At 59.0% G+C, this 15,720-nt stretch carries 10 protein-coding genes; 6 read left to right on the plus strand and 4 right to left on the minus strand.

Annotated features, from left to right (window positions below; genetic code table 11):
• Positions 1–207: 207 nt before the first annotated feature.
• The gene (dnaE, locus tag LOC68_RS14995) at positions 208–3,750 is read right to left on the minus strand and encodes a DNA polymerase III subunit alpha (protein WP_230220204.1); all 3,543 of its coding nucleotides are present in this window, start codon (positions 3,748–3,750) and stop codon (positions 208–210) included.
• A gap of 221 nt (positions 3,751–3,971) precedes the next feature.
• Between dnaE and LOC68_RS15000 the strand changes: the two genes are divergently transcribed.
• Positions 3,972–4,826, plus strand: a complete 855-nt coding sequence (locus tag LOC68_RS15000) for an endonuclease/exonuclease/phosphatase family protein (RefSeq protein WP_230220206.1) — start codon at positions 3,972–3,974, stop codon at positions 4,824–4,826.
• A gap of 4 nt (positions 4,827–4,830) precedes the next feature.
• Here the strand turns inward: LOC68_RS15000 and LOC68_RS15005 are convergent, their stop codons facing one another.
• Positions 4,831–5,985 carry an aldose 1-epimerase family protein gene (locus LOC68_RS15005; protein WP_230220208.1) on the minus strand — a complete coding sequence of 385 codons (1,155 nt, stop codon included), beginning with the start codon at positions 5,983–5,985 and terminating at the stop codon, positions 4,831–4,833.
• A gap of 311 nt (positions 5,986–6,296) precedes the next feature.
• Between LOC68_RS15005 and LOC68_RS15010 the strand changes: the two genes are divergently transcribed.
• The 5 genes from LOC68_RS15010 to LOC68_RS15030 all read left to right on the plus strand — a co-directional run bounded on the left by LOC68_RS15010 (position 6,297) and on the right by LOC68_RS15030 (position 12,716).
• Positions 6,297–7,544, plus strand: coding sequence for a hypothetical protein (locus LOC68_RS15010; RefSeq protein WP_230220210.1), 1,248 nt, complete (start codon positions 6,297–6,299; stop codon positions 7,542–7,544).
• A 115-nt stretch (positions 7,545–7,659) separates the two neighbouring features.
• Positions 7,660–8,694 carry a sugar phosphate isomerase/epimerase family protein gene (locus tag LOC68_RS15015; protein WP_230220212.1) on the plus strand — a complete coding sequence of 345 codons (1,035 nt, stop codon included), beginning with the start codon at positions 7,660–7,662 and terminating at the stop codon, positions 8,692–8,694.
• A 32-nt stretch (positions 8,695–8,726) separates the two neighbouring features.
• Positions 8,727–9,110: a four helix bundle protein gene (locus tag LOC68_RS15020; RefSeq protein ID WP_230220214.1), complete on the plus strand. Its 384-nt coding sequence runs from the start codon at positions 8,727–8,729 to the stop codon at positions 9,108–9,110.
• Positions 9,111–9,207: 97 nt separating this feature from the next.
• Positions 9,208–10,347, plus strand: a complete 1,140-nt coding sequence (locus LOC68_RS15025; protein WP_230220216.1) for a Gfo/Idh/MocA family protein — start codon at positions 9,208–9,210, stop codon at positions 10,345–10,347.
• A 626-nt stretch (positions 10,348–10,973) separates the two neighbouring features.
• Positions 10,974–12,716, plus strand: a complete 1,743-nt coding sequence (locus LOC68_RS15030) for an AAA family ATPase (RefSeq protein WP_230220218.1) — start codon at positions 10,974–10,976, stop codon at positions 12,714–12,716.
• Between the two features lie 543 nt (positions 12,717–13,259).
• Here LOC68_RS15030 and LOC68_RS15035 read toward each other — a convergent pair.
• Together LOC68_RS15035 and LOC68_RS15040 are read right to left on the minus strand one after the other, a co-directional pair.
• Positions 13,260–13,907, minus strand: coding sequence for a hypothetical protein (locus tag LOC68_RS15035; RefSeq protein ID WP_230220220.1), 648 nt, complete (start codon positions 13,905–13,907; stop codon positions 13,260–13,262).
• Between the two features lie 103 nt (positions 13,908–14,010).
• Positions 14,011–15,561 carry a dicarboxylate/amino acid:cation symporter gene (locus LOC68_RS15040; RefSeq protein WP_230220222.1) on the minus strand — a complete coding sequence of 517 codons (1,551 nt, stop codon included), beginning with the start codon at positions 15,559–15,561 and terminating at the stop codon, positions 14,011–14,013.
• Positions 15,562–15,720 lie beyond the last annotated feature (159 nt).

Consider the following 15,720-nt stretch of genomic DNA (forward strand, 5'->3'; position numbering starts at 1 on the left):
TCCAGCAGCGAAAGATGAGCGGGCAATAGCCGTTACAGTTAACCTAGGGCAAATTGCCGTAAGTAAGCTGTCCCTTTGATCTTAATTTGGGAAAATAGGGAAGGCAAGCAATCGGTAAAAAAGGCTCCGGCCGTGCCGATTTTTCGACATCGGCGGCCACAACCCTGCCTTCATTGCGCGCAAGCTATTTACAGATATAGACTTGCGCTAATTCTTGCTCGCCCGCCGTGCGTTTGGCGGGGCGGTGATCAGTTTGAAGTTCCCCTCTCCTAGCAACTGATCGACCCGATCTCGCATCTCCAGCGAGACGTCGACCCGGCGGGAAGTTCGCAACAGAGCCGCATGACCATCGGTCAGCTGCAGAACGAGCTGTAGATCGCAATCGCCCGGATAGGCCCGGAGAATCTCGTTCAAACTCGGCAGAATCTCGGCGCCATGGTGCGCTTCGTCGATCCGAATCCGGACCCCTTTGGTATAGCGGGCATGGGCGTCTTCGATCGGCACCAGGTTGTTGACGATCATATTCGCCTCGTCGTCACCCCCTCGTTTGTCGACTCGTCCTTCGACGATGAAGACCGCTTCCGTTTTTACCAGATCTCCGAAATTTGCGTATTGCTCCGGCCACATGATGCAGCGGATCGCGCCGTTGACGTCTTCCAGGTCGAAGTTGGCGTACTTCGTGTTGTTGCTTCCTGGACGAGCTCGCTTGGTATGGGCCAGCTTGATCGAGGAGATCATCCCCCCCATCACGACATCCTGCTTGTCCTTCATCTGCGGAATGTCAGTCGACGTGTGCGAGCAATAGATCGCGAACGACTTTTCGTACTCGGCCAGCGGGTGACTGGTGAGGAAGAAGCCGAGCACTTCCTTCTCGTAGAGCAGCTTCTCGCGTTCGTTCCACTCTTCCACTTCGGGCAGCTTCACCGCTTTGGGCGCCGAGCCGTTGGCTTCTTCCATGGCGGCGAACAAGTTCTTCTGCCCCGCTTTGCGATCGGCAAGCGCTGCGGCGCCGGCCGTGATCGCTTTTTCGAGCGCTGCGACCATCTGGGCGCGGACCGGATGAAGCGTGTCGAAGGCGCCAGCCTTGATCAACGTTTCGATCGCCGCACGGTTGCACTGCGACGTATCGACTCGTTCGCAGAAATCGAAGATGTCGGTGAACGGACCATCCTTGCGCCGCGCGGCGACAATCGATTCGGCCGCGCCGCCGCCGCAACCCTTGATCGCACTAAGCGCAAACGGAATTTTGCCGTCGACCACCGAGAACTCAACGTCCGACGTATTCACGTTCGGCGCGAGGACCTCGATCTGCATCCGGTCGGCGTCTTCCATATGCTCGACAAGCGAGTCTTTCGTCTTGAAGTTACGCCCGGAGATGTCGCCCGAAAGGAGGGCCGCCATGAACTCCTTGGGATAGTGGGTCTTCAAGTACGCGGTCTGATAGGCGACCAGCGCGTAGGCGGTCGAGTGGCTTTTGTTAAAGCCATAACCGGCGAACTTGACGATCATCTCCCAAAATTCTTCCGCTTCTTTCTGGGTCAGACCTTTCTCCGTCGCACCGATCATGAACTGTTCGCGGTTCTGCTGGATCAGCGACTCTTTCTTCTTGCTGATCGCCTTAATGCAGGTGTACGCTTTGGCGAGCGGAATGTCCCCCAAGCGATTCAGAATCCGCATGACCTGTTCCTGGTAAACCATCACGCCGTTGGTTTCAGCCAGGATCTCTTCGAGCACTTCGTGCTTGTATTCGGCCGCTTTGCGACCGTTTTTCACTTCGATGTACTCGTCGACCATGCCCCCTTCGAGCGGACCAGGTCGATAGAGCGCATTGGTCGCGATGATGTCGAGGAAGCTGTCGGGACGCATCCGCCGTAAGAGGTCGCGAATACCGCCGCTTTCGAGCTGGAACACCCCCTTCGTTTCGCCGCGTCGCAGCAATGCGAATGTCTCTTCGTCGTCGAGCGGCATCTTGTGGATGTCGAACGGCTTCCCTTCACGCTGTTCGATCAGATCGATCGCGTTGCGCAGAATCGTCAAGTTGCGCAAGCCCAGGAAGTCCATCTTCAGCAGACCGGCCGCTTCGACGTCGTTCATCGACCACTGCGTGATCAAGTCTTCCTTGCCGGTCACGCGGCAAAGAGGGACATATTCGGTCAGCGGCTGGTCGGCGATCACCACCGCCGCCGCGTGCGTACCGACGTTCCGCGCCAAGCCTTCGATCTTCATCGCCAGCGTCAGCACTTCGCGGGCTTCGCTGTCATGCTCGTAGGCGTTCTTCAGCTCTTCGCTCGCTTCGATCGCCGCCTTCAGCTTGATGCCGAGCGTTTCCGGCACCATGCCGGTAATCGCATTGACGCGATCAAGCGGCAAGCCGAGCGCGCGGCCGACGTCTTTGATCGCCGCGCGAGCCGCGAGCGTACCGAACGTACCGATCTGCGCGACGTTGTCTTCGCCGTACTTGTCTTTCACGTAGCGAATGACGAGCCCGCGCCGCTCTTTGTCAAAGTCGATATCGATATCGGGGGCTTCCAAGCGGTTTTCGTCGAGGAACCGCTCGAACAGCAAGTCGTACTTGATCGGGCAAACGTGGCTCATGTAGAGCGCATAACAGACGATTGCGCCGACGCCGCTACCGCGCGCGGTGGCCGGAATGTTTTGCTTCCGGGCTTCGACCACAAAGTCCCACACGATCAGGAAGTAGTTCGGGAAGCCAAGTCGGCTGATCACCCCCAACTCGCGGTCGAGTCGCGTCATGACGACGTCCGATAATTCGCCGCCGGGACACATCTCTTCGTTCCCTTCGTACCGCTCTTTGAGCCCTTGGATGCAGAGCTCGCGCAGGTATTCGTCGGCCGTCTTCTCCGGCGGCAGAGCGAAGGTGGGGAAGTAGCGTTTGCCCAACTCCAGGTCGATGTCGACCGTGTCGGCGATTTCCTGACTGCGCGAGACGGCATGCTCCAGCCCCGCGAAGTCGGCGTACATCTGATCTTGCGAACGGAGGAAAAACTGATCGTTCTCCATTCGCATCCGGTTGGTGTCAGTCCGGAACTTGCCGGTGTTGATGCAGAGCATCACGTCTTGCGCTTCGGCGTCTTCCTGATCGACATAGTGGGTGTCGCTGGTCGCAACCAACGGCACGCCGATCTTGTTGGCGATGTCGACGGCGCCTTCCAGTTGCATCCGCTGAATGTCGAGACCGTTGTTCATGATCTCGATGAAGTAGCGATCGCCGAAGACCTTCTCGAACCAACCCGAGATGTTGGCGCCTTCCTTCATCAAGTCTTCGGTCGACGTGCCGCGGAGGATTGCCTTCGAAAATTCACTGCTGACGCAACCGCTGAGGCAGATGATCCCCTCGCTATGCTTCTGCAGCAGCTCTTTGTCGATCCGCGGCTTGAAGTAAAAGCCTTCCAGGTAAGCGGCCGAGGCCAGCTTCACCAGGTTGCGAAAGCCAGTCCGGTTTTGCGCAAGCAGGGTCAGGTGATAGTTCGAGTCGCGCTGGCTTCCCGATTTTTCGAACCGGCTGCCCGGCGCGATGTACGCCTCGTAGCCGATGATCGGGTTGATTTCGTTCGATTTGCACTCGCGATAGAACTGCAGCGCGCCGTGCAGGTTACCGTGGTCGGTAATCGCCAGAGCGTTCATGCCGTGGCTCTTCGCCCGAGCGACCAATCGCGGAATCGACCCGGCTCCATCGAGCAGGCTGTAGTGCGAATGGCAATGCAGGTGGACGAAGCGGCGATCGCTCATCATTCCCTCCCAGGCGAAAAGAGCAGGCGTTCCTTCAGTGCGGCGAAAGCGTCGCCGCGGTAGACAGCTTTGATTCTAACCTGACGGCCGCAGGTTGATAACCATCAAGACTTTTTTGCGGGACTTCCCCAAACAATTTTTGCCGCACAGCTTGCCCAGCCGGCATCTTGGGTTCCAATAGAGATCTCTCCCGTTTTGCACATCCCTCGGAGTTCCCACCGGTGTCTCGATTTCTCTCGCTCGCCTGTTTGGCGTCGCTGCTGCTATTCCCCTCGTTTGTCCTGTCGGCGGAAACCAACGACGCTATCCGCGTGATGTCGTTCAACATCCGCTACGGCTCGGCCCAGGATGGCGAAAACCACTGGGACATCCGCAAGCCGCTGGTGGTCGAAACGATCCAGCGCTACAACCCCGACCTGCTGGGGACGCAAGAATGCCTACCGTTTCAGGAAGCCTACCTGCGTGAGCAACTGCCCGAATACGACTGCTATGCGGTCAGTCGCGAAGGGGAGGGGACCGCAGGTGAAAAGTGTGCAGTCTTCTTTCGCAAGTCGCGGTTTGAGTTGCTTGAAAAGGGGAGCGTCGCGCTGAGCGAAACGCCCGAGAAAATCGGCTCGGTCAGCTGGGACTCGTCGCTGCCGCGGATCGCGTCGTGGGTGAAGCTTCGCGACAAGGAGTCCGGTAAGACGTTTACCTTCTGGAATACCCACTTCGATCACCGCGGCCCGAAGTCGCGCGAAGAAGCGGCCAAGTTGCTGGTCGCCCAAATGAAAGCCGCCCCCGATAGCGGCCCGGTCGTTTTGACCGGCGACTTCAACACCGACGCCGGCTCGGCCCCCCATAAAACGTTGGTTGCCTATTTGACTGACGCGTGGGACGCCGCGAAGTGGGAAGGCTCGACCTGGACCTTCAACGGCTGGAAAGATCAAACGAGCGGAGCCCGGATCGACTGGATCCTCCACTCCGCCGGCTTCACCGCGGCCGATACGACGATCGACCGCTGGAAAAGCGACAGTGGCCACTACCCGTCGGATCACTGCCCCGTGACGACGACGCTGACCTTTACGAAGAAATAGCGGCCTACGAGCACCACAACGGATGCGGCGCATCCAACAGATGCGCCGGCTCCTTCGCCAGCGACCGAATCGATTGCTCCATCTCGGCGACCGCTTCAGCATTCGCATGGTAGGCGAGTTGAATCTCGAAATTCACTTCGCCGCCGGGGGGCAGCTTCACCACGCGATTCTGCTTCCCTTCAAACGACCGCGGATTCGGGAAATTGGTCGCCGGCTCGAGTCCCGTGACATAGCCGTCCGCTTCCGCCGCCGTGTTTTTCCAGATGGTAAAGCAAGGAAGCTGCCGCGCGTCGTAGGCGACCGAGATCCCGCGATCGCCGGCGCCGTTCTTCAGCATCGTCGGCGTCCAGCCATCTTCCCCGTGCGCGTTTTCGCAGAAGTAGACCATTTCCTCGAAGCCGACCTGCGGCCCGCGGTAGCGATCCCAGTTGCCGATCTCGCCCGCCGAGTGATCGTTCCGCGGGACAACCTTCTTGGCCGGTACAACCACCGTCGCTCCCTCGGACAAAACCGGGTCGCCCAGGTTGATGTGATACAGCATCTGCGCTTCGGCCGGCTTGGCCGAAAGATTGGTGATCGTATCCTTAAGGCGGAACCCTCGTTCGCCGCGGGCAATGCGGTACTCGACCGTCAGCTTCAAGTTGCAGAAGAACAAGCGGGTCTCGTAGACTTCGCCGCGAACGATCACTTCCCCATCTTCGGTGATCTCGGCGGTTACCTTCTGCGCCGGCTTGTTGGCGATGCGGCCATGCAGCGGATAAAGAAGGCGATGCGTCTGCGGATCAAACTCCGGCGCGCCGTTGCTTTCCAAACCGCAGCGGACCAGCAGTTCATCAAACCCTTCCAGCCAACCGATGCCGCTTGGTTCCGAGATCGGCACAAACGCCGGATGAACTGGTCCCGGCGTCGGCGAGCTCCAACCGATCCGCTGGCCATCGTAATGCGCATCCCAGACGCCCATGCCGCGCGTCGGCAAGATGCGCATCCGGAATCCGCCGCTCGTCACTTCAACGACGTCGACCCCTTGGGACATGCCGCCAAGCAACGTCCACTTCCGAATCGAAACGTCGCCAAACGGCTCACGAGCGAGCGTGGCGACTTCGCCGTCGAGCGTATCCAAAGCAAGGTTGTTTTCGGCGTCGAGTAACGTCCAAACCATGCTCGTCATCGCGGACCCCCAAACTGATTAGTGTGATCAAGACATTTTTTTGGCGCTTTACGACATCGCGATCACGATATCGCACTAAAGATAACCATTCCAGCACTGACCCGGCGTTAAGGGAAGCCCGTTTACTTGCGACTGCAAAAAAACCTGCTAAAACAGGCGTTTCGCGCGTCGCCGCCGATGCGTCCCCAGGGGCGCTGGACATGCCGCGCGACGCCGTCATTGGCAATGGAAATTTGTCCGCCCCTGACGTCAGGAAATCGCCGCACGAGGCGCTCCATCTTACACCGAGAATCAAGAACGCGATGATCGAAAACGTGGTCAAAGGGGACAGCGTCGCCGCCATTCTGGATCGTGCTTTAGACGCTGGCGAAGGTCTGCTGCGTCTCTCGCCGAACTGGGTGCCCCGTAGTTTCTTGCATCCCGGCAAGCGCATCAAGCTCCATCCGGACGACTGGTACGCCTACGGCACCAATCGCGGCGGGATCGACGAACGTTGGTTCGCCTGCACCACCGACGCCGCGAACGAAGGTCGCGTCTGGTACGAAGGTCAAAGCTTCGCGCTGTTCGAAGGCCAGCACTTCCTGCTGAAAGAGGCCGTCGCCGAACTGGGCGATCGCTTGATCGGCAAAGAGATGTACGCCAAGTACAATCGCTGGCCCATTTACTCGAAGTTCTTCGACAACATGGGCCCGATCCCGCACCACTTCCATCAAAGCCACAAAGACGCCGCGCTGGTCGGTCAGGAAGGGAAGCCTGAAAGCTACTACTTCCCGCCGCAGCTGAACAACGTCGACAACAACTTCGCCTACACCTTCATGGGTCTCTCCCCAGACACCACCAAGGCCCAGCTGCGAAAGTGCCTGGAAGATTGGAACAAGGGTGACAACGGCATTCTTTACTTGTCGCAAGCTCATCGCCTGAAGCGCGGCACTGGCTGGTTGATTCCGACCGGCGTGCTCCACGCTCCAGGTTCGCTCTGCACCTACGAACCGCAATGGGGGAGCGACGTCTTCGGCATGTGGCAGTCGATCGTCGAAGGACGCGAAGTTCCCTGGTCTCTCTTGGTCAAAGACATGCCGCCAGAGAAGCACCACGATCTCGACTACATCATCAGTCAACTCGACTGGGAAAAGAACGTCGATCCGAACTTCAAAGCGAACAACTACCTGGAACCGATCGTCGACGAGTCGTGCAGCGGCAAGGGTTATACCGATCGCTGGATCGTCTACGGCACGGTCGATGGCGAACAGCTCTTCAGCTCGAAAGAACTGACCATCGAGCCCGGCGCCAAGTGCACGCTCAAGGACCCCGGCGCTAGCGGCTGGATCACGGTCCAAGGGAGCGGCCGCATGGGCAAGCTGAAATTGCAGACCCCGGCGATGATTCGCTTTGGCGCCGAGACCGAAGACGAAGTCTTCATCTCGCACGAAGCGGCCGCCGCAGGCGTCGAAATCGAAAACACCGGCAGCGAACCGCTGGTTGGGCTCCGTTACTTTGGTCCGAACGTCCACGCCAACTTGCCGGCGATGGGCGACTTTCGTAAGACCTAATGCCGCCTGCTTATAACCAGCCCCGGAGCGTTCACCCCGGGGCTTTTTTGTCGATCAGAAGCAACGCCACCCACCTCGTCACCCAATCTTTACTCCACCGTAAAGGGACCCAAATATGAGCGACTCCTCTCACACGATGCCCAAGCTGCACAACGCGATGTGGCCCGGCCTGGTTGGCAAAGAAGAGGGCACCGATCACCCGCCGATCAGCCTGGATCACATGCTCGAACTGACCGCCGCCGCCGAAGTGAACGGCCAGAAGTTCGAGGGGATCGACTGCTTCCTCTTTCACCCCCACACCGATCCCGATGCGTCGGAAGACGAACTGAAGGCGCTGGCCGACAAGGTCGCTTCGTACGGTTTGAAGATCGGTTCGCTCGTCGCTCCCGTTTGGCCCGGCACCGTCGGCGCTTCGGCGATGGGCAGCGCGGAAGATACCGAGAAGTTCAAGCTGGCGATTGAAAAAGCGTGCCGCATCGCCAAGATCTTCAACGATCACGGCGTCCGCGAATATGGCGTGATTCGGATCGACTCGGCCACCGGGACCGAAAGCTGGTTTGACGATCCGGTCGGCGGGACCGCCAAGATCGCCGCCACCTTCCAAGAAGCCGGCAAGATCGCCGCCGGTTATGGCGAACGCTTGGCCGCCGAAGGAGAAATCTGCTGGGCCGGCATGCACTCGTGGCGTGACGTGTTGAACCTGCTCGAAGCGGTCGACATGCCGCAGACCGTCGGGTTCCAAGCCGACCTCGCCCACACCTATCTCTACCTGATGGGCTACAACGCACCGGAACACGCCCTCTTGAAAGATGGCTACAGCGACGAAGAGTTCTGGGCCGCTTACAAGACGATGACCGACGCGCTGCGCCCCTGGACGATCGACTTCCACGTCGCCCAGAACGACGGCACCGTCCACGGCACCGGCGCCCACGACAAGACCGGCCGTCACTGCCCGGCCGACGATCCGAACGGCAAGCTCGACATCACCAAGTGCTCCGGCTACTGGCTCGAAGGCGCCAAAGACCGCGGCATCAAACACATCTGCTGGGACGGCTGCATGTTCCCCAACGAAATGCTGGAACAAAGCACGACCTGGAATACGATCCTGGATGCGATGGTCAAAGTCCGCGGCGCGCACGGCTGGGCGTAAATGACGAATGTCGAAACCAGAATGTCGAATGAATGACGAAGCACGAAAGCCCGACTGAAGACGATTCCTCCTCCAAGCGAGTATTCGACTTGGAGGAGAGGACGGCACGCTTCGGCGAAGCGGTAATCAAATACGCTCGGTCTATCCCAGAGAACTCCGTCACTCGTCCTCTCATTCAACAGGCGGTTCGATCGGCCACCAGCATTGGCGCCAATTATTGCGAAGCGGATGACTCCGGTTCGAAGAAAGAGTTCAAATACCGTATCAGCATTTGCAAACGAGAGTCGCGTGAAACGAAGCATTGGCTGCGAATGCTTGCAACGGCGATTCCCGAACGAAAAGACGAATGTCGTGAGTTGTGGCAAGAAGCGAAGGAACTAAACCTGGTGTTCGGAAAGATATTTCGCAATTGCTAGTATCTGGTTCGTGCTTCTGGTTTCTTTCGTCATTCGTCCTTCGACATTCGTCATTCACTCCCAAACGATCACAACCCTTCAGAAAGGTCCCTAATACATGTCGAAGAAGCCCCTCAACATCGGTCTCGTTGGTTACGGGTTCATGGGTCGAACTCACACCAATGGCTATAAGCGCGTCGCCGATTTTTTCCCCGAGCTTGGCATCACCCCAGTCCTGAAAGCGGTCTGTGGACGTAGCGAAGAAAAGACCAAAGCGTTTGCGGAGCAGTGGGGATACGAGTCTTACGAAACCGATTGGGAAAAGCTGATTGCTCGCGACGATATCGATGCGATCGATATCTGCACGCCGAACGATACGCACGCTCCGATCTCGATCGCCGCCGCCAAGGCGGGCAAGATGATCCTTTGCGAAAAGCCGATCTCGCGCACCACGGCGGAAGGGGAAGAGATGGTCGCCGCCGTTGAACAGGCCGGCGTCCCCAACACCGTTTGGTACAACTATCGTCGTCTGCCGGCGGTCACCTTGGCCAAGCAGATCATCGACAGCGGTAAGCTCGGCAAGATCTATCACTATCGCGCCAACTTCCTGCAAGACTGGACGATCAGCGCCGATCTGCCGCAGGGCGGCGCCGCTTTGTGGCGTTTGGATGCGGCCGCGGCCGGCTCCGGCGTGACCGGCGACTTGCTCGCCCACTGCATCGACACCGCGATCTGGCTCAACGGCGGCATCACCGACGTCAGCGCGATGACCGAGACCTTCATCAAAGAGCGGATGCACCAGCTCACCGGTAAGGTCGAAAAGGTCGGCATCGACGACGCGTGTGCGTTCATGTGCCACTTCGCCAACGGTTCGCTCGGCTTGTTCGAGTCGACTCGTTACGCTCGCGGTCACAAGGCGCTCTACACGTTTGAAATCAACGGCGCCGACGCTTCGCTCCGCTGGGACCTGCACGACCTGAACCGCTTGGAGATGTACGATCACTCCGACGAAGGTCCGCAGCGCGGCTGGAAGTCGATTCACGTCACCGACGGCGAACATCCCTACATGAGCCACTGGTGGGTGCCGGGCCTGATCATCGGTTACGAACATAGCTTCGTCCACCAGGTCGCCGACTTCCTGAAGGCGCTCGAAGAAGGCAAACCGTGCGAACCGACCTTCAAGTCGGCGCTCGAAACCGCCAAGGTCTGCGACGCCGTCCTCGAAAGCGGCAAGACCCGCCAGTGGAAGAACGTCTAGTTCGCCCCACGACCAAACAGCAACCCCAGAAAAGGCTCGCCCCCGGCGAGCCTTTTTTCCTGCGCGAGTCACTCTTACTAGCCCGCAGCGCAAGCAAGGGAATGCGGCCGGAAGAAGAAATAGAACACGGAAGCCACGGACAAGTCACGGTAAGAACACGGCAAGAATAGTAGCCCACAGCGCGCCCAATTGTAGCCCGAAGCGCAAGCGAGGGAAATGCGTCCGCAAAGAACAGCGGAAAGCGGAGAACCGAAAGCGGCCAAGAAGCAAAACACTAACCCGAGGCGCAAGCCGAGGGAATGCGTCCGCAAGTCCTCGTAGGTTGGGTGCAGCGCAGCGAAACCCAACAATCCGCGTGCAAGCCCAAGGTGGGTTGCACAAGCGAACAGCGTTTAACAAGCCAAACGCCCCCTCCGCGTTTGCTCCACCCACCCTACCCGGACCATAAATCTCGCTTGCAAAACATACTGGCGCTTTGTATACTACACCCCTCAAGATGCGGGCGTCTGATCAACCGCCCAGCATCCCTTTTTCTTCACGCCTCGTGATCGGACCGAGGCCTCTTTTTTCCAAAGCGCGAAGACGTCGCCGGGATGGCCGTGCGCGCTTGTTTGAGGAAAACGCCAATGCGAAAGGCCCGAATCCGGCGCCTCGGCGCCCTGCTGCGCGCGAAGCAAAAGAAGAACAGCAAACAGGCCGACAACACAACGGCCCACGAAGAGCTCGTCGAAGCCCAATGGCTCGCCTGCATGATGATGTACCCGGAACGACTCAGCGAAGATGCGCTCCCGCTGCAAGTCTTTCGCGTCCCGTGTCATCGGGACATCTACTCGGCCCTCCTCGGGCTGCACCTCACTGGCGACGAAGATCGAGACGACCAGCAGTTGCTCGCCGACCTCCTCACCTACGGCTACGACAAGCTGACCGCGTCGGCATTGATTCAAGCGGTGATGCATTCCGGCGGCGACATGAACAACATTGCCGACTACGCGGCGGCCTTACGAAAACGACTGACGCCGGCGCCGGAGCAAGTTGAATTGCCGCCGGACGGCGAAATCGTCCGACTCGAACTGGGCGGCGGCAGTTCGTTTCGCACGCTGACGACGGAGGAACTATTCGCCGAACAACAGCCGCGCGAGTGGCTACTTGCCAACTTCCTCGCGCGCCACGAAGCGGCAGTGCTCGTCGGTCCGAGCAAAACCTTGAAGAGTTCGCTCGCCGTCGATCTATGTGCAGCGCTCGCGAGCGGTGGAAAGTTTCTTGGCCACTTCGCCGCCGAAAAGCCGCTACGAGTCGGCTTCGCGTGCAGTAGCCATCAACAGCAGACGTTGACTGATCTCGCAGCGCGTTGGGGCGAAGCTCGGCAAGCGGCGCCAAGTCGAAACAATCTGATGTGGTTACTGACCACCGACGATCCAGCCGAACCGGAGTGCCTGGGGAAACTCCGCGACTGGATCACGAAGCACGAGTTGGAAGTGGTGGTGATCGATGCGATTCGGTTAAGTTCGACCGGCAAACGAAAGCAAGCCGAAGCGCTGCAGACGCTCGCGCAGTGTTGTCTCGACAACGGCGCGACGCCGATTCTCTGCGTCCAAACGCGAAAAGAAATGAAACCGGGCAAACTCGACGCTGCGATCCTCGCCGGCAGTCTCGACTTCGCCCAGCAGTGGCTGTTGGTGAATCGCCGCCAGAGTTATGCGCCAGGCAGCGGTGAGCATCGCCTCTGGCTAACGCTCGGCGGCTACGCCGGGCAAGGGGGCGAATGGGGCGTCGATGTCGACGAAGGGAGATTGACCGACGTAGGGCAGGCCGTGCCTGCCGAAATGGAAACACTCGCAAGCAGAGCGGCAGGCACGGCCTGCCCTACGACTACGACCGGGCGACGTTGGCAAACGATCGTGCACGAAGCGGATGCGCTGCAAGACGAAGCCGAACGCTGGAAAGACGCCGCGCTCGATCAACGGATGCGGTCGCGAATTCGCCTGGCGATGACCGACCTCGGCGAGGCGCACGCGACGAAGTTGCGAGTCCGCGAAAACTGCGGCATGAACGGCACGAAGTTCGCCCGGGCGTGGGATCGGATGGTCGCGGCGGGGGAGATCCAAAAGATCATCAACGAGAAACAGTTCTACTATCCGCGGTATCGATTGACCGCGCCGCTAATTGAAGAAAAAAAGGACGCGGTCGAGTCCCGTCCGACGAACGAAAAAAATCGCGTCAGCGGTCCAGTCGATCCGCAATCCTCAACCGACGCTCTTCAAAATGCCCCAACGGGGCAACCTAATCTAGCCCAGGGGAAGTCGCCTTTGGCGACGCAGCCCTGGGTCGGTACGTGCACGAATGACATAAGCCCCATCGGGGCGATCTAAATGGGATCGATCAAGTTGCGTCGTCCCTGCGAAAAAAATTGGCGTGGCGGTCCAGTCGGTTGGTTTTGACCGAACGCCGGCGCCCGGTTAGCGCGCCCCGTTGGGGCTTCGGAAAAAATGGAAGATCGTGACCCAGGGCTGCGTCGCCGTTGGCGACTGACCCTGGGCTAGGTTAGTTCGCCCCGTCGGGGCGGATGGAAGAGTGTGCGCTGTTTGGCAATTTGGAATTGTTGCGCTGCGATCTGCGTCGCTTGCTTGCAAACGCATTTCCCTCGCTTGCGCTTCGGGCTATTATTGGGCGCGCATGCGCTGCGGGCTTTCTCTTACCGTGTTCTCCGTGCTCTTCGCCGTGGCTTCCGTGTTCTATTCTTCTCTTCTTCGGCCGGCCGCATTCCCTTGCTTGCGCGGCGGGCTAGTGAAGGGAGATTCGCACGTTCGTCATTCGAGCTTCGACATTCGTCATTTGCTTGCGTGCGCATTCCCTCGGCTCGCGCCTCGGGTTAGTGCATTCCGCTTTCGGCTCTCCGCTTTCCGCTTTTTCTGCTAGTGCCGGACCTTCGTGTCGATCAATTCGACGGCTCGGGCGAAGCGGTATTCTTTCCAGAGGCCGCGGCGGAAGACTTCGGCGTTTTGCTGGGCGCGTTCGAATAGCTCTTCCATATCGAACGGCCGATCGGCGCAGTTGGGGCGATAGATCGTCAGCCCTTGAAAAACCAGGTCGATGTTTTGCGACGTGCGGCCCCAGCCGGTACGCTCGGCTGGCTTCAGACCTTCCCACATGCTTTCTCGATCGATCAGATAGTCGGCCCGCTCGTCGAGATAAACGGCCGGGAACTTTCCTTCCTCTTGGCAGAGAGCGAGTCGGATGCGGAACTTTTTGTCGAGGAGTTGATTGACGGCCTGTTGTTTGAGCTCTTCCTGCATTTTCACCCACGCGGCGTCTTGGGCGACGGGCCATTCATGGAACGGCGCGACCGAAGCCAGGCGTACGTGCGTTTGCTTGTCGCCGAAGCGGATGGTGATGTCGTCGAGATCCTCGACGCGGGTCACTTTGATTTCGCGTTCGGTTTGCACGCCGAAGATCTCGCGCAGCGTGACCTCTTTCGGTTTCGACGACTGAGCGAAGGTGGGATTCGAAATAGAAATAGCGCTAGCAATGGCGAACGACGTCGCCCATACGAGACGATGCATGATGAGTCTTTACTGGAGAGGAGCGCGAAAAGGAGCGTGGCGCCATGCTGGCCGGCGCGATGGAATCGACAGAAGAGAGAGTGGAGGAAAAGTCAGGTCGTCATTATGTGCGCGAGACGACGAGGTTATCAACTACCGCTGCGCCGATCGAATCGCCAAAAACGTTGACGGTGGTGCGCAAGCGATCAAGGAACCAGTCGATCGCCAGAATGATTCCCACCCCTTCGGTTGGGAGTCCGACCGCTTGCAGCACGATGACCATGGTAAAGAGCCCCGCTTCCGGGACGCCGGCGGCCCCTACTGCAGCGAGCGATGCGGTCAGAAAGATAACGAGCAACTCCCCAATTCCTAGCGGAATTCCGAGGCTTTGCGCGATGAAGATCACGGCGACCGCTTCGTAAAGCGCAGTGCCGTCCATGTTGATCGTCGCCCCCAGCGGCAACACGAAGCCGGCCGCTTTCGGCGACACGTCATTGTTTTCTTCGACGCATTCGATGGTGATCGGCAGCGTCGCCGAACTGCTCGCGGTGCTGACCGCCGTAAGCAGTGCGCGCGCCATCCCCATCGTGTACTTAATCGGGTTCTTCTTGCCGTAGTACCAGACGATCAACATCAGGACCAGCGCATGCAACAGCAAACCGATCGAGACCGCCGCCACGTACCAACCGATACGCTGCATCTGATCGCCGAACCCGGCGGCGCCTCCATGCTTGGCGATATTGCCGGCCACAAGGCCAAAGATGCCGACCGGCGCAATCGCCATCACCATGTGCACCATCTTCATTACCGCTTCGTTTGCGGCGCGGAAGAAGCGAATGACGATTTCTCCTTCTTCGCCGATGGTGGTCAGCGCCGAACCGAAGACGATGGCGAAGACGATCAGCGCGAGGACGTTGGTCGAGGTGGCGGCCTGGAAGATGTTGGCCGGAAACATGCCGCTGCCAGGATCGCCCGGCTTGCCGCGGACCACTTCCAGCAGCTTTTCGATCGGCGTTCCTTTTTCCTTCGCCGAGACCGACTCGCTTTGGTAGGCGAACGTATCGTCCGACTTGGTCCCCGGCTGAATCACCAACACCAGGATCAAGCCGATCAGCACGGCGATCGAAGTGGTGATGAAGTAATAGGTGATCGCATAAACGCCGACGCGTCCGACTTTGCGAATGTCCCCCAGCGAGGTAATCCCGGTGATCATGCTGGTGATGACCAGCGGAATGACCAGCAGTTTCAAGATCTGCAAGAAGACGTCGCCGCAGAATTCAACCAGCATCCAGACCGTTTCGGCGAAGTAGAGCTGACCGGCCGCGCGCTGCTTTTCGGTATCGGCGGCGATCGTTTCCATCTCTTTGAGGCGATCGCCGACTTTAACCGCCTGGGCGGCCAGGCGATCCGCTTCCTTTTGATGCTTCGCCTTGGCCTGCGGATCGTCGGTGGCGGCGGCCGCATCCGCTTCGCGCTGCGAGAACTGCTGCTTTTGCGCCAAGGTTTTTTGCAGAGTTTCAACCGCTTTGGTCGGACCGTGCGCGGCCCGCCACATCGTTTCGCCGTAGAAGAGCCCCAGCAAAGCGCCGGCAAAGATGCCGACCAGGATCAAAATGAGGCCGGTGAAGCTTCCGCCTGAGGAAGAGTGGGACGGCTGCGGTTCTTCTGCGGTCATCGAATCCCCCGTGTTTACCATATTGTTCCTTCTTCGCCGCTGGTTAAAGATAGCGAAGAAGCTTGAGCGAAACTACTCAGCTTCCGGGGCGACAGCTTGTAGCGATGGAATCAATTAGTCGAATATCGTACTTCGCGCAACGTGGCGAAAAAACTACGC

Source organism: Blastopirellula sediminis, from assembly GCF_020966755.1.
Lineage (GTDB): Bacteria > Planctomycetota > Planctomycetia > Pirellulales > Pirellulaceae > Blastopirellula > Blastopirellula sediminis.

What these genes read in the sequence shown, in the direction of transcription:
- LOC68_RS15030 (WP_230220218.1), top strand. Translation starts at nt 10,974, where the DNA reads ATGCGAAAGGCCCGAATCCGGCGCCTCGGCGCCCTGCTGCGCGCGAAG.
- LOC68_RS15020 (WP_230220214.1), top strand. Translation starts at nt 8,727, where the DNA reads ATGACGAAGCACGAAAGCCCGACTGAAGACGATTCCTCCTCCAAGCGA.
- LOC68_RS15035 (WP_230220220.1), bottom strand. Translation starts at nt 13,907, where the DNA reads ATGCATCGTCTCGTATGGGCGACGTCGTTCGCCATTGCTAGCGCTATT.
- LOC68_RS15015 (WP_230220212.1), top strand. Translation starts at nt 7,660, where the DNA reads ATGAGCGACTCCTCTCACACGATGCCCAAGCTGCACAACGCGATGTGG.
- dnaE (WP_230220204.1), bottom strand. Translation starts at nt 3,750, where the DNA reads ATGAGCGATCGCCGCTTCGTCCACCTGCATTGCCATTCGCACTACAGC.
- LOC68_RS15040 (WP_230220222.1), bottom strand. Translation starts at nt 15,561, where the DNA reads ATGACCGCAGAAGAACCGCAGCCGTCCCACTCTTCCTCAGGCGGAAGC.
- LOC68_RS15025 (WP_230220216.1), top strand. Translation starts at nt 9,208, where the DNA reads ATGTCGAAGAAGCCCCTCAACATCGGTCTCGTTGGTTACGGGTTCATG.
- LOC68_RS15005 (WP_230220208.1), bottom strand. Translation starts at nt 5,985, where the DNA reads ATGGTTTGGACGTTACTCGACGCCGAAAACAACCTTGCTTTGGATACG.
- LOC68_RS15010 (WP_230220210.1), top strand. Translation starts at nt 6,297, where the DNA reads ATGATCGAAAACGTGGTCAAAGGGGACAGCGTCGCCGCCATTCTGGAT.